Origin of the sequence: Mycoplasmopsis bovis PG45 (genome assembly GCF_000183385.1) — a bacterium.
Classification (GTDB): Bacteria; Bacillota_I; Bacilli_A; order Mycoplasmatales; family Metamycoplasmataceae; genus Mycoplasmopsis; species Mycoplasmopsis bovis.
On sequence record NC_014760.1, the window covers coordinates 750,387 to 765,689 of the forward strand.

11 protein-coding genes, 1 rRNA gene and 1 pseudogene are annotated in these 15,303 nt (G+C 28.8%); 1 reads left to right on the top strand and 12 read right to left on the bottom strand.

What is annotated here, in order from left to right; all coding sequences use genetic code 4:
• Positions 1–160 precede the first annotated feature (160 nt).
• The 11 genes and pseudogenes from rrf to def form a co-directional block, all read right to left on the bottom strand.
• A 5S ribosomal RNA gene (gene rrf / locus MBOVPG45_RS03255) occupies positions 161–266 on the bottom strand.
• 205 nt (positions 267–471) lie between these two features.
• Entirely contained in the window at positions 472–1,500 is a 1,029-nt protein-coding gene (locus MBOVPG45_RS03260) for an IS30-like element ISMbov1 family transposase (RefSeq protein WP_076611595.1), read from the bottom strand.
• Positions 1,501–1,853: 353 nt separating this feature from the next.
• Positions 1,854–2,045, bottom strand: a pseudogene (locus MBOVPG45_RS05045) (UpaP162 family type II restriction enzyme); the annotation flags it as partial.
• Positions 2,038–3,012: a DNA cytosine methyltransferase gene (locus MBOVPG45_RS03270; RefSeq protein ID WP_013456417.1), complete on the bottom strand. Its 975-nt coding sequence runs from the start codon at positions 3,010–3,012 to the stop codon at positions 2,038–2,040. The pseudogene MBOVPG45_RS05045 and the gene MBOVPG45_RS03270, both read right to left, overlap by 8 nt.
• Before the next feature lie 188 nt (positions 3,013–3,200).
• On the bottom strand, positions 3,201–3,917 hold the full coding sequence (locus MBOVPG45_RS03275) for a ribonuclease HIII (RefSeq protein WP_013456527.1): 717 nt from the start codon (positions 3,915–3,917) through the stop codon (positions 3,201–3,203).
• A gap of 1 nt (position 3,918) precedes the next feature.
• Entirely contained in the window at positions 3,919–4,848 is a 930-nt protein-coding gene (locus MBOVPG45_RS03280; protein WP_013456442.1) for a Cof-type HAD-IIB family hydrolase, read from the bottom strand.
• Between the two features lie 153 nt (positions 4,849–5,001).
• Positions 5,002–6,675 carry an IS1634-like element ISMbov3 family transposase gene (locus tag MBOVPG45_RS03285; protein WP_013456357.1) on the bottom strand — a complete coding sequence of 558 codons (1,674 nt, stop codon included), beginning with the start codon at positions 6,673–6,675 and terminating at the stop codon, positions 5,002–5,004.
• Between the two features lie 291 nt (positions 6,676–6,966).
• Positions 6,967–9,552, bottom strand: a complete 2,586-nt coding sequence (gene parC / locus MBOVPG45_RS03290; protein ID WP_013456439.1) for a DNA topoisomerase IV subunit A — start codon at positions 9,550–9,552, stop codon at positions 6,967–6,969.
• 13 nt (positions 9,553–9,565) lie between these two features.
• Positions 9,566–11,482: a DNA topoisomerase IV subunit B gene (gene parE, locus MBOVPG45_RS03295; RefSeq protein ID WP_013456118.1), complete on the bottom strand. Its 1,917-nt coding sequence runs from the start codon at positions 11,480–11,482 to the stop codon at positions 9,566–9,568.
• A gap of 114 nt (positions 11,483–11,596) precedes the next feature.
• Positions 11,597–12,994 (bottom strand): CvpA family protein, encoded by a 1,398-nt coding sequence (locus MBOVPG45_RS03300; protein ID WP_013456207.1) that lies wholly within the window; start codon positions 12,992–12,994, stop codon positions 11,597–11,599.
• Positions 12,995–13,006: 12 nt separating this feature from the next.
• Positions 13,007–13,567 carry a peptide deformylase gene (def, locus tag MBOVPG45_RS03305; protein WP_013455969.1) on the bottom strand — a complete coding sequence of 187 codons (561 nt, stop codon included), beginning with the start codon at positions 13,565–13,567 and terminating at the stop codon, positions 13,007–13,009.
• Positions 13,568–13,634: 67 nt separating this feature from the next.
• On the opposite strand from def, the gene rsmD reads away from it, so the two are divergent.
• Entirely contained in the window at positions 13,635–14,183 is a 549-nt protein-coding gene (gene rsmD / locus MBOVPG45_RS03310; protein WP_013456611.1) for a 16S rRNA (guanine(966)-N(2))-methyltransferase RsmD, read from the top strand.
• Here rsmD and MBOVPG45_RS03315 read toward each other — a convergent pair whose 3' ends face one another.
• A complete protein-coding gene (locus MBOVPG45_RS03315; RefSeq protein ID WP_013456371.1) occupies positions 14,184–15,203 on the bottom strand; it encodes a hypothetical protein in 1,020 nt (339 codons plus the stop codon).
• Positions 15,204–15,303: the final 100 nt, after the last annotated feature.

The following is a 15,303-nucleotide window of genomic DNA, read 5'->3' on the forward strand; positions in this document are numbered from 1 at the left end:
TGATTAAAAATTGGGACTTCTTTGTTCCTTTGATTATAAAAAAATAACCATAATTTCAAAGATTAATTTCTTAAACATCTATAAAATAGCCATATTAGAAAATTAACTATAATATTCTAATTTTCACAAGCTACTTTTTTACTTATAAAAAAGGAAATAAAAAAAGCAGCTCCCTATTTTCCCATCTCTGGTATCTTCGGCGCTAAAGGGCTTAACTACTGAGTTCGGAATGGTATCAGGTGATCCCCTTTGCTATGGCCACTGATATAAATATATCATATATTTAAAAATGACAAAGTATTTTTTATAATTATAAATTCTTAAATTAAAAAGCACCTAATTTGAGTATTGGAAAAATAATACCAATTTTTGGTGGTTCTGACAAGAAAATGGCCTAAAGCATAAAAAAAGAATAAAGAAAAGATACTTTTGAGTACTCAAAAGTGCAAAATTTTGTGTTGATGTTAATTTTTATTGCATTTGCTTAGCGCATTTAAAGCCTGAGACACCTTTATAAATTCTTGGATGTGAATTTATAAAATCGGCTATTGGTTTTAGATCTTGACCAACATATTTATCTATAGATTTTCCCTTTGGAATGTATCTTCTTAAAAGTCTGTGAGCATTTTCAATGCTACCTTTTTCTGATGATGAATAAGGATGACAATGGAAAATTTCTTTGATTGATTCTATCTCTGGAAGTTTGTAATTTTTGCTTCCATTATCAATAGTTAATGTGTCAATAACAAGATTATTGTCCTTAATTAATTTCTCCAAATTTTCTTTTATTGCTTTTGCATTTCTTCTAGAGAGCGTGCAATAAAACATTCTAGATTTTCTGTTGATTAATGTAAGAATGCAATAATTGTCAGATCTTAAACCAATTACAGTGTCCATTTCATAATCATTGTCATTTAGTCTTAAATTAACTGATTCTGGACGTTCAGTAATAAGTTTGCCTATTGTCTTTTTCTTTGTCTCATGCTTTACTGTTGTTCTACTTCCATATTTGCCGTTTGATTTATATGGAAGAATATCTAATTTTAGACCAAAAGCACTATGTTTAGCCAATATACGGTAAAAGTTTTGAACTGATGGAACATATGAATTTTGAAGTTTTCCCTGTGCTTCTAGTTCTCTTATGTATTTAAAAATAATGCTTGCCACAGACTGTTTAACAGCTTTACTATCTAAGTTAAAACTATTTCTATTCTTCAAATAAAAGTACAGTAACTGTTTGTAAAACTTAAAAATGTCAATGTATTTCATAAGCAATTTAGAATTGTTTTCTAATCTTTTTGAATCATGTCTTGTTTCAATTAAATTCAAAAATTTGAGAGCACTAATTACATATATTGTTTTGCCTTTTAAGTCCATACCACACAATTTACATTTCTTTTGGTATTTAGCATAGCCACGCTTTGTTTCAATTGTAATTCTGTCAAATAAGTTATAAATTGATCTTGATTTAAATCCCACAATATTAGAAACAGTTTTCATATCATAGCCTGCAATTAGCCTTTCAAGAATTTCTTTAAGTCTCAACGGGCTAATGTTATTTTTATTGGTTTTGTGATTTGACTTGGTCAATATTTCATCTCAATTCGTTTCATCAATTACATAATGTACATAATTAAACTTGTACTTGCCGTGCACATTTAATTTCTTTTTAAGCAAGCATAGGTCAGTTGAATAACTAGTATTTTTGTCATTGCTAATCATATATAATGTAAAAGCCTTTCTTTTTTTTAATTCAATACTCAAATTTTAACAAAAGGCAACAAAAAGCGCCGCAAGTTAACTTGTGGTGCTTTTTGCTTTGTTAATGAATAGTATTTTTTATAATATAAATTCTTAAAAATTAAATACTCTTCTAAAATGTATCCTATTGCAGTTGATGAATTTATAGAATTATTGTCTCGCTGAAGTATATTAACATCTTCAACATTTATGCTTATCTCATTGTTAGTAATCTCAAAAATATTATTAATTGCTTCTTCAAGCTTGCTTTGCAATTCGATAGCTACTTCAGAATAATTATTCATTAAAAAATACCTTATTTACTATTTTGGCTATTTCATAGGATAATTTGACAGGAACTGCATTACCAATTTGTTTAAGCACATTAGATTTAGTGCCTAAAAATATAAAGTCTTCTGGAAATGATTGTAAGTTTGCTAATTCTCTAGGAGTTAATACTCTTGGTAAAACAGGATGAACATGAACTCCGCCGTGATTTTCTTTAACTGTAGGAGAAGGCTTGTCATATGAAAGCTTTCTAAAAGCATCAGAAAAAGATTTCGAAAGGCTTTCTCCTTCTTTTAGTTTCATAAATCTTTCTTTTATTTCTTCAGAATGCTTAGAAAATATGTGATTAGGTATTTCTTTGTCATCAGCGACTTTTTCTAAATGACCTATTGCTTCAAAAACAGTCACTGTTTTTTCTTTGTGCTTAGATAGTAATGAAATTACTTTATCAACTTTTTCTTTGTCTTTACAACCAATAAAAATTACACGCTCTCTTTTTTGCGGAACGCCAAAATTTGAGCTATCTAAAAGTATAAATTTTGTGTAGTAATTTTCTTTTGCTAGCATTTTTTGTATCTTATCAACAACTAGTTCATTATCACTTTCTCTAAAGGACAAAATTCCCTTTACATTTTCCAAAACAAAACCATATGGCTGTAACCTGCTGATTACATCAATTGTGTATTTATATAGCTGATTTCTTTCATCATCTTTGCTTCTTCTCCCTGCTAAAGAAAATCCTTGGCAAGGGAAACCGCCAATGACCAAATCAGTCTTATTTTTTCAATTACTCTCAAGCTCATTTCTAACTTCAGAATCTGTTATATCCTTAGCAACAACATTTTTCTTGAAGTTAAAATTATATGTATCAACTGCAGGTTGTCAAAACTCAATCGTGTCCAATATATCAAAGTTATTCTGAGTAAATCCAAGAGTTAGTCCACCAGCACCTGCGAATAAATCTATAATTCCTCGTTTGCCCATTATTGTACTTAACCTCCTGTCTTATGCTAAATTAATATATTACACATTATAATAATGATTTTGTTATTGCAAAGTCATAAAACATTATGCTATAACATTGAATCTAAAAATGATATTAAAAATAGTAATAGAATTTTTACGTCTATTACTATAAAACAGATTAATTAAGTTATTAAAACAATACAAAGTTAGTTCAAAATGTTCATTTTAAAACTTTTTTTGCATGTTTTTTTTATAACTTCTTCATCATAACTGTGTTTTGCAAAAAAATCTTTAGCAAATGCGCTAACTTTTGGTCCTGCTCCTAATGGAAATACAGTGTTATATTCATCATTCATTTTTGAGACCAAAGTTAAAAATTGATCTCTAGCCAATATTGATGCAGCAGCAACGCTAACACTATATGATTCTGCTTTATTTGCAATCAAAATATCTTCATTAATTTCTTGAAAATTAGCTCAATTATTATTAATTACTAATTCATTGTAATACTTTAGCATATTATCAACCGAAGCATATTTGTCAATGAATATATAGTCATATTTTATGTTTTTAAGCTTAAAAACTACAGAATTAATTGCTTTAAGATGAACAAACATTTTCAAAATGTTTGCATTGTAACTTTTATTTAATTTATTGTAACCGGAAGGGTTTAAATGAGCTAATGAATAGTAGATTAAGCCACTGTTTTTAAGCTTTAATGCTAACTCTTTGATTTTCTTATCACTTAGCTTTTTGCTATCTTTTATTCCTAATTCGGCTACTTTATTTACATTTTGAGCATCAATAAAAACAGCACAGGCACAAAGTGGACCAAAATAGTCACCAACGCCCACTTCATCAACACCTATGATGCTTTTATTTTCTAATAAACTGCTTTCAACATCTAAGTCTAAAAATTGCAAGTTATTCTTCTTCCTGAATAGAAACTTTTCTCATTTTTAGTGCCATTGCTTTGGATTTAGCAATTTCTTTTTCTGGATTATCCAAGAACTTATTGATGTAATCTCCAACACCACCTTCTTTGTTAGTTTTCTTCAATCTAACTGTAGCATGTCTTTTAACTAAGTCAGCTGCATTTCCTAAAACAACTGAAACTGTAGCAACTTTGAACATTGGAACATCATTAAATCCATCGCCAAAGGCAACTGTATGGTCTAAATCTACACCATAATATCTAGATAGTAAAGATAGAGCCCTTCCCTTATTTACAGTAACATTGGTGATATCAAAAACTGGTGTTAAGCCCTCGCCTTTTGATCAATATGAAAATTCACCAAGGTCACCATATCTAGCTCTTAAGTACCTTCTTAATTCTTCAGCATCGGTTGTTTCTTTAACATCAAAAACAATACCGGTTGGGCTTAAAGGTACTTTATTAAGATTTATTCCTACAGAAAACTTTTCAGCTGAACTAAAACCAAAAACTGCTTCAATATCATCATCACGGTGCTCTAACTGAACTCATCCCGGCCCTTCAATAGCTAAATTTGATATTTCTTTTTTAACTTTTTGATCGCCAAGAATATAAAGCATTTCGTTTAAATTTAAATATTTAATGTGAGGAATAAAATTATCATCTTTTGGATTATGAATTTGTGCACCATTATAGTTAGAAACAACTGTATTAAGACCTAACATATCATAAATTGGTTTTGTACTTCTTCAGGGACGACCAGTAAAAATACATACAACATGTCCTTCATCTTTAGCTCTTTGGATAGCCTTAATGCAATTTTCAGGAACTATATTTTCTCTACTAGAAGAGAGCAAAGTTCCATCTAAGTCAATAGCAAAAAGAAACTTTTCCTTCTTATTATTAGTCAATGTACTCATAATTTTCCTTAGGCATTATTTTATTAATATAAAAATGTTTTCATAATTAATTTTACCAATTTTTCCTACGTTTCCCAGTTTAAGCATAAAACAAAGAAAACATAATTATGTAAATTTTTGATTTCATAAGTTATGTTTTTTATAATGTAATGTCTAAGTGACTTTTTCTTTTGTTAAAAGTTCTAATAATATTTGATAAGTTTGCCAACTTTCTTGTAACTCGTCGTTATAAACTTGTATAGTTTCGATTTTTTGTTTATTTACAAATACTTCAATTTCTTTAACTTCTTTGATAACATTAATCACTTTATGCTCAGTGATTTTACTTTTTCCAGTCAGTCCTAATTTTGAATTTAGAATGTAGATGATGTAGTTTAAAAACACTAATGAAATGAAACATAAGCAAATGTAACCAACAATATGGTTTCAAGTTGATAAATACATTGGACGAAGAGATAATTTACCTTTTAATGTCTTGAAATTAGACTCAATTTGTCATTGTTTTGAATATAAATTAATAACTTCTTTTACTGATAAATCTGTTCTGTTTGTTTCGTAAACATAGTATCCATCATATTTTTGATCTTCTTGTATTTTTTCTATGTCAAGTTCATAAAATGCACCTTTGTTTATAGGCTTGAAGAATCTATATTTTTTAGATCCCGCTAGATCATCACAAGAAACAAGATTATCTTTATTCATTTTCTTAGTGAAATTTTGAATTAAAATGTCTCTATCGTTTTTGTCTTTAGTTGCTCGTTTTTGACTAAAACTAATTATTTGTCTTCTAAAATGTCCATTAATTCTTTTTTTATTGTATGAAGATGCAATATCACGAGTTTTGTATATCAAACCACCATCATTTACATAATCTTTTTCATCTAATACATACTCTTTAAATTGTTTGCTTCCAGCTTTCATTCTATATGAGATTATGTATTTTCAATTCTTAGATTCTAAAAATCTAATATTTCTATTAACGCTCATTCCTTTGTCAGCAATTATAGTTACATTGTTAACTTCATAAATATCTGCAATTTCAAGCATAAATGGTATGAAAGTATTTGAATCAGTAACATTTCCTGGAAATATTTTGTAGTGTAACGGTATCCCATTTTCATCAGTTGCCATACCTATAACAATCTGGTCTTCTTTAAATTTTCCATCTTTTGAATAGCCAGGTTTTTTATAACCTTCACGAGAAAATGTTTCAAAATAAGTAGTTGTTGCATCAAATCATAATACATCAATTTTTCTATTAGTATTTGCACAAATTTTTGCATTTAAATTTCTTAAAATTTCATCTTTGTTTTTTGCTATATAGTCTAATGATCTATAAAATGAATTTTTTGAATAAGTGTCTATTTTTTCTTTTTTTGCTGTCATATAAGTGTTAAAAACACTTATTGGATTTTTAATTCTTTGATAAATCAACTGTAAAACAACATCTTTTAATGTTGTCGATTTTGTGGGAGAACAATCGTTAAAAATATTGAAATAATCAAATAGTTTTTCAACTACTTCGTAACCTTTAAACCTTTCTAAAACTTCTTTTTTGGTCTCTTTTTTCTCTTTAAAAATCTCATCTAATTTAGTTCTTGCTTGTTCTTTTGTTCAAGACAATGGAAAGTTTGCAATAATTGCTTTGATAATTGTTAGCGGATCATCGTGATATTGTTTTAATTCATGCAAATAACCATATCCTAATCTGTATACAAAACCTTTGTTATCTGGTCTTGGCACTCCAATTGATAAGTATTCACCTTTTTTGACTCTTGCTATTGATGTTCTTCATTGTCTTTTTGCATCGTTTTTCGACTTCTTCATGTTTTTATTATATCATATTTAAGCATAAAAGTATAATAAATTATATTTTTTTTTATAAAAAAATATAGCCGCCGAAAACTGAGTGTTTTCGCGACTAAGTGGGAAACGTAGGAGAAACTTTTCCTTCTTATTATTAGTCAATGTACTCATAATTTTCCTTAGACATTATTTTATTAATATAAAAATGTTTTCATAATTAATTTTACCAATTTTTGAAATTTTCATAAAATTAATAAAAAATAGAGCTTATAACTCTATAAAACAATTATTTTAGTCATTTGCAAATATTGATTACTTTTTGTCCTTTTTAAGTAATTCATCAACTTTTGAAAGTATCTCATCTATGCTTAAATCGATTGAATTTTTTGTTTCAGTTGCTTTGTTCATTAGCTGATTTTCATCATATGATTCCTTTTCATATGAATGAAATTCATTATCATTAGTAGTACTTGAATAATTAGAAATAAGTGAAATTGTTCTTATGTCATCTGCATCAAAATTTATAAATTTTGTAGAAGCCTGTTTAAAATAATTCTGTATTTTTTCAAAATGAGCTTGCCCTTGATTATTAACAAGTAATAATTTAGTTTCATTTAAAAGTGGATCACATTGGACAATTGCATTATTCAATCTGCCTTTAGAAAAAATAGGTACGCCTTTATTTTGCTTAGAAACCGTTGAAATTTCAGAAACATTAATTAGCCTTATCTTATTGCTTTGACTAACTAATGCAACTGAATCATTTGGTTTTACAACTGTAAAAGAGACTAATTCATCGCCGCTAGCTAAATAACAGGCCTTATTTCCATTTGATTTTAATCCATAAATAGGTACATCATTTTCTGAATATAATGAAGCAAAATTATTCTTAGTTATAAGCAATACATCTTTTAATCCATTTGAAAGCTTGGCACTTATTAACTCGTCATCATTTTTAAGTTTCATAGCCATAAAGGTTTTGCTAAATCTAGAAACATCAAAGTCTTTGAGTAAAACTTTTTTGCCTTGACCCTTTTTAGTAAACATACATACATAATTGGTAACATCAAAATCTGATACTTTTATAACACTAACTATTTCTTCGCCAGATGATAAATCAACAAAGTCGCTGAGGTGAATTCCAAACTCTTTTCATTTTGACTCATTAACCTTAAAAACAGGCAAATAAGCATAATTTCCTAAATTTGTAAAGAGTAATAATTTATCCAATGAGCTAGCTAAGTCATAAAATAAAATATTGTCATCCTCTTTAATTCCATAAGTGGTTATCAAGTTAGACTCGTATGTCTTTTTGGATACTTTTTTTATGTATCCAAATTTGCTAATGCCTAAAAATACTTCTTCATCTTTCACTAAATCTTCTTGATTAACAGATGAATTTATTTGCTCAATTTCAATTGAAGTTCTTCTGATTCTGCCAAATTTATGCTTAAGATCTCGAAATAGAGAAACTAAATAATTATTAAACTCATCAGGATTAGTTAATAGTAACTCGCATTGCTTAATTTTTTCTTCTAATTCTTGTTTTTCAAGTATAAAAGTATGCTCATCTGTCTTACTCAATTTATAAAGTCTAAGTTCTGCGATTGCTGTGGCTTGATTTAATGTAAAGTCAAAAGCTGACATCAAATTATCAATAACCCCTTGTTTTGAGTTTTCACTTTTTCTAATTACTTCAATAACTTTATCAGTAATTTTAGCTACCTTTAAAAACCCTATTACAATTTCTAACCTTGTTTTATACTTAATTAAATCAAACTCAATTGTTTTAACTTTTACATCTTTAACATGTTTTAAATATGCATCTAAAAGCGCAGAAATCCCCATTGTTTTAGGTGTATGATTATCAATAACCACGTTATTATAGTTATAATAAATTCTCATTTGTGTTTTTAGGAAGAGATAATTTACTATTACATTTTCATTTACATTTTTATCCAAAGTTATCAAAATGTTAATTCCATTACGATCAGTTTGATCTTTAACTTCTATTAATCCTGCAACTTCCTCAGAATCGACGATTAAGTCTATTTCATGGACTAATTTGGACTTTACAACTCCATAAGGTATTTCAGTTATTTCGATATATTTGTACTTATTATCTGAGTAAACATTATATCTAGAAGCTAAGGTTATCCTGCCTTTTCCCCTTTCAAAAGCTTCATGAATACCATCAGTTCCATAAATAACCCCACCAGTTGGAAAATCTGGCCCTTGGATAATTTTAGCTATTTTACTAAGCTCAATGGCTGGATTTTTTATTTTTGCTATAGCTGCATCTAATATTTCGTTTAAATTATGCGGTGGCATTTCAGTTGCAAAACCAGAAGCAATGCCGGTTGAGCCATTAATTAACAAATTAGGAATAAGAACCGGCATAACAACTGGCTCTTTTTCTGAATCGTCAAAATTAGGTGCAAACTTAACAGTATTTTTCTTAATGTCGCCAATAACATAATCGGCTATTTCAGAAAGTCTAGCTTCAGTATAACGCATTGCTGCAGCAGGATCATCATCAATAGAGCCTACATTACCATGCATTTCTACTAATGTATGCCCCATTTTTCACTCTTGCCCCATCCTAACCATTGCGTCATAAATAGAACTATCACCATGCGGGTGATATTTACCAATAACATCACCGACAACACGAGCTGATTTCTTAAATGGCTTATTGTGTTGCAATCCTAAATCATACATTGAGTAAAGAATTCTTCTTTGTACAGGCTTAAGTCCGTCTCTAACATCAGGAAGCGCTCTTTGCTGAATAACATATTTTGAGTACCTGCTGAATCTGTCAGCTACTACAGTATCAAGGTTTTCTTGAACAATTTTTGATAACAAATCGTTTAACTGTTGCTCTTTTTTCTTATTCATAATTTACCTAAAACTATATTTCAAAGTCATCTTCCATTGTGAAATTGACATTTTTGTTAATTCATTCTTTTCTAGAATCAACATTATCGCCCATTAGTGTTGAAACTCTTCTTTCAGCTAAAGCAGCATCTTGAATCCTTACTTGAATTAATGTTCTAGTTTTAGGATTCATAGTTGTTTCTCATAATTGATCAGCATTCATTTCGCCTAAGCCTTTGTATCTCTGAACTTCAGCACCTTTCATTTTGCTCTGCAAAAGTTCTTTCAATTCATCTTCATCTCAAGCATATAAAATTTTCTTTTGTGCCTTGTTTATAGACAATTTAAATAGCGGAGGAAGCGCAATATACACTTTGCCTTCTTCAATTAACTTACGCATATGTCTAAAGAAAAATGTTAAAAGCAATATTTGAATATGTGCGCCATCAGTGTCAGCATCAGTCATAATTATAACTTTATCATACTGAATTTTGTTGATATCAAAATCAACACCAATTCCAGCGCCTATTGCATTAATTATTGTGTTTATTTCTTCATTTTTTAATATGTCAATTAATCTAGCTTTTTCAGTATTTATAACTTTACCTCTAAGGGGTAAAATTGCTTGAAATTTTCTATCTCTGCCTGATTTAGCTGAACCACCAGCTGAATCTCCTTCAACTAAAAATAATTCTTTTTCTTTTACATTTTTAGTCTGTGCTGGCGTAAGTTTTCCACTTAAAATTTGTCTTTCTTTAAGAGCACTTTTGGTTTTTCTAGCTTCTAATCTAGCCTTTCTAGCTGATTCACGAGAATCTGATGCTCTTTTAATTTTGTCTAAGATTTTTTTAGCAATTTGTTTATTTTCAGTTATTCAAGTTTTTAAATTTTTACTTACTGCTTCTTCTACTGCACTTTTAGCTTCAGGAGTACCTAACTTATCTTTAGTTTGGCTAACAAACTCTAAGAATTTTTCAGGTATTTTAACTGATAATACTACTGTTAAGCCCTCTCTGACATCTTCTCCATCAAATGTATTTTTACCTTTTAATACTTTTTCATCTAAAGCAAAATCGTTAAATGTCTTAGTAATGGCTGACTTAAGTCCAATTTCATGAGTGCCGCCATCTCTGGTTTTTACATTATTTACAAATGAAAGTATTGTTTCATTAAAGCCATCTGTATACTGAAAACCACATTCAATTTCTATTTCATTAACTACTGTTTTAAATGAATAAACATTAAATAGTGCAGTCTTAGAATCATTAATAAACTCAACAAAAGCTTTGATACCATTTGAATATTTAAATTCTTCACTTTTGCCACTTTGTTCATCAAGTAGTTTAATAGATAAATTGCTTATTAAAAAACTGCTCTCTCTTAGTCTTTCTGCTATGGTTTCAAAATTAAATTTGGCTTTTTTAAATATTTCGTAATTAGGTCAAAACTGAATTAGAGTTCCTCTTTTGTTTGTCGAGCCAATAATATGTGTTTTTTGAACAATATTATCTCCGTTTTCAAAAATAGTTTCATATATATGTTTATCCCTATAAACAAGGCATTTTAGTTTATTACTTAAAGCATTAACAACTGAAGAACCAACGCCATGGAGACCACCAGATGTTTTATATGCTCCTTCATTAAATTTTCCACCCGCATGAAGCTCAGTAAAAACTAACTCCACAGCACTTTTGCCGCTAGGAGTTTTGCCAACAGGAATTCCTCTACCATTATCAGAAACAACAACAGAGCCATCATTTTTTAAGATTACCGCAATTTCATTTGCTTCGCCCGCTAAAGCTTCGTCAATTGAGTTATCTACAATTTCTCAAATTAAATGATGTAAACCATTAACATCTGTTGAGCCTATATACATTCCTGGTCTTTTTCTAACTGCTTCTAGACCTTTTAGTTGTTGAATACTACTTGCATCGTAATTAGAATTACTCATATAATAGATTATATATTAATATGAAATGTTGCAATTTATTAGTCATAATTTAAACTGAACACCTTGTGTTTTAATACTATAAAACAGACCTAAAAGAAAAAATAAAAATGTAAACTAATTGCTTACATTTTCAGGAGTTATAAATACATTATCTATAACAGATGAAACTATTCAATATATTTTTTGGTGTATGGTTTGGATAGTTACTCAACTTTTCATTTTTTCTTCATTAAGCTCTTCTCTATCATACTTAAACTTGCCACCTGTGTTTTTTTCAAATAAGTCAAATAATATATCTTTCATTCTTTTGACATATTCTCTGTCGTAAACTTTTATTCTATAACTAGGATTCATATTGAATTTTAATTGTGCAGCATTTAAAATGTCTCAAACTGGCTCTGTTTGATCTACTAAACTATATATTTCATCAAAACCTTCAGAAGCCTTTGCGTCTTTTAAGCCCAATTTACTTAAATATTCTAATATTCTAAATGATTCAGGCGTTGCTGTATATAGTTGGAAAATATTGCTTATTTTCCCTATGTTTTTTACTTTCAATTGTGTATTTTCACTGTTATCTGTATTTATTTCTATCTTGCCAGAGTTTGAATCATATTTGAATGCGCCAGCAGATGATGTATTAAAGTTGAAAAATAGTGTAATTCCGTTCTTTTTAACAGAGCTATCACCTAATATAAATGGAATTAGACCTTGTAAAACTTTTTCTTGCTCTTCTTTTCTATTAATGTTTTTTAATGCATTTGTGCTAATTATTGGTTTAGCTTGGCCATCTTTTGACACGGATAATAACACATAGTTATCTGGGTTTGCGAATTGCTGTAAGTACCATTCAAAAGCCCCAATTACAGTTTCATCTAATTTTGAACCACTTGAAGCATTTAACAAATCATTGCCAATTTTGGCACTAGCAATAAGTCCAGGAGTGTATTTAGAAACTCCTTCAGCCTTTTTGAATGATATATAGTTAAGCATTTTATCATTAGCATCAATAACTTTATTGTTTGTAGTCAAGAACCCAGTTACATTGGCAGTTAAAATTGCACAAGGAACTATGCCAGCAGTAGAAAGAACAGCACCTAACGAACGACTTCCGACTGACGAAACTTTATTTTCGCGCATATTTTTAAGTGGTTTTCTAATTCATTTTCTTAAGAGCAATGAAATAATTTCACCAACTATTAAAAACAGTATCTGAATTACAAACATTGCAATTCCGTAAAACATTTTTCTTAATATTTCGGCATCAATTTGTTTGTTTCCCGGGAGTGTAATTTTAGTTTTGATTACAATAACATCAACTAATGGCTTAGCGGCAAAAATCCCTATAATTCAGCCTGATAGGCCAAATAACAGAATAATTAGTCCACCATAAATTCCTCTCCTAAGACCTGAGAATATTGCTAATATAACAATAAAAATAACTAGGATAATAGGAATTAGAATTGATCAAGAGTTGAATGCAATATTTTCAAGACTCTCTATTATTTTCATGCTGCCTCCTTATTAAATAAATTCACCTTTAGATGAATCTCATGGATCTTTAGGATCTATTCTATCAATAAATAATTTTCCATCTAAATGATCCAATTCATGCTGTGCCACAATTGCAGGATAATCCTTAAGATCATATCTTTTTACTTTCTTTTCAAAATATGAGTACGCTTCAATAACTATTCTTTTATGCCTATAAACAGCACCTGATTGATTTTTAATATTTCTGCCTACACTTAGACAGCCTTCGCCTTGTGAAAGTGCGATTTTTGATTCAGATTTGGCAATAACAACAGGGTTAAAAAAAACATCCCTCAATGCATATTTTTTGTCATCAACCATATCCTCAGTAACATTAATATAGAAAACTCTTTTTAAAACTCCATATTGAACAGCCGCAACACCTACGCCAGCTTGAAACTTTGAGCCTTCTTTCTGGCTATCATCTATGTGATAAATCATTTTTTCTGCTAATTCAATGTCTTCATTGCTTAATGGAATTGGAACATTAACAGATTTTTGCCTTAAAACTTTCTTTGGCAACTTTACTAATTCTACATCATGAACATTCATGGAAATATTATAATTTAAAAAAACAATGTTGCTTTCATAATTAATATACAAGGGCATAGGAAACAAGATGATAAGAGTTATTTCAGGAAAGTATAGACACAGGCATTTAAATTGACCAAAATCTAAAGATATCAGGCCTACTATGGATAAAGTTAGAGAGGCTATTTTTTCTTCAATTAGGATGCAAATAGAGGGAAAAATTGTCTTAGATCTTTTTGCAGGATCAGGCTCAATGGCAATTGAATCTGTTAGCAACTATGCAATGAAAGCAGTTGCAGTTGAAAAGGATAAAGAAGCAGTTAAAGTTATATATGAAAACATTAATTCATTGCAAATAAATAATATTGATGTTTTCAATATGAATGCACTTTCATTTTTGAAGTCAAAAACAGGAAGAATTTTTGACTATATTTTTGTTGACCCCCCTTATGCTGAATATGATTTGTTAAATGAATGTTTAAGATTAATAAAGACAAATAATTTTTTATCTACTAATGGCTTAATTATAGTTGAAACTAACAATAACAACAAAATAGAAATTCCGCAAGGGTTAATGATTCAGAAAAATAAAAAATATGGTAAAGTCCATATTCTCTACATTAGTCATATTGAATAACTAAATTAAAACTGAAGTTTTATTCATAATTTCAGTTAGTAATCAAACATGATTTAGTAATGTTGAAGCAACATCAACTGATTTTATAATGTTGAATAATTCATTTTGTGACTTAAACCAGATGTTTAATTTAGCATCTTTTTCATTGTATATAAATCCAAAGCTATTTTGTTCTAATCTAAATTCATCAGCAAACTTTTTCAAGTCATCAATTAGTGATTTAGAAATATTGTCATTTGTAGCATATAAGCCTATTTCACTGTTAATTTCGACAAAATTAGAATCAACATTTTTAATTAATTTCTCTTTATTATTTAATTGGTTAAAACCATAAAAACTAGCATGGTTTGATTTATCTAAATATTCTTGACTAATAGCACACTCTAGCAATAAAATATTTTCTTTAATGTTGTTATTTTTAAGTATATGAACTTCATTGATAGTTCATTGATTTTTATTATCAATGTCGTTTGCAACAAATGCTTTTGCTACAACAGCACTTTCTACCATATCTTCTTTTCTATATAACTCTAAAGCTAAAGCAGAAGTCTTGTCAGAAACATCAGTTTGTGAAAAGTTCAGATTTGCATAAGTAAAGATTTTTGAAATTACTGGGCTAAAATCAATGCTTTTGTATGCTTGTTGTTTTGTTTTAAATTTATTAGAAAAATATAAAGAAAGAATGTAAGAACCTGCTAGCATAAAAATTATTATAAGAGCAAATAAAGCTCAGCTTACATTTTTCGCAGTATCAGATAATTGTGTTTTTGATGCTGTTGCATTTTCAATTGCTTCCTTTGTTTGCCAAGGATCTAGCTTATTAAATAATATTAGTGGTATTAATAGCAAGAGTGCAAAAGATAAAAATAAAATTGAAAGAACAAAGAAAAAGAAAGTTTTCTTAGCTTCTGTTGTTTTTCTTTCTTTAATCATTTGCTTAAATTCATTTTTTGATAGGGAATTAAGTTCCTTTTGAACTTCATCATATTTTTGGTGCATATTTGAGGTTATTGATGTCATTAAAGCCTCCTGTGTGTTTTTTTAATTATAAATTGAATATACTAATATGTAGAATTTTATTGATTTTAAATTTTAAGAAATGCAAAATAACTATTAATTT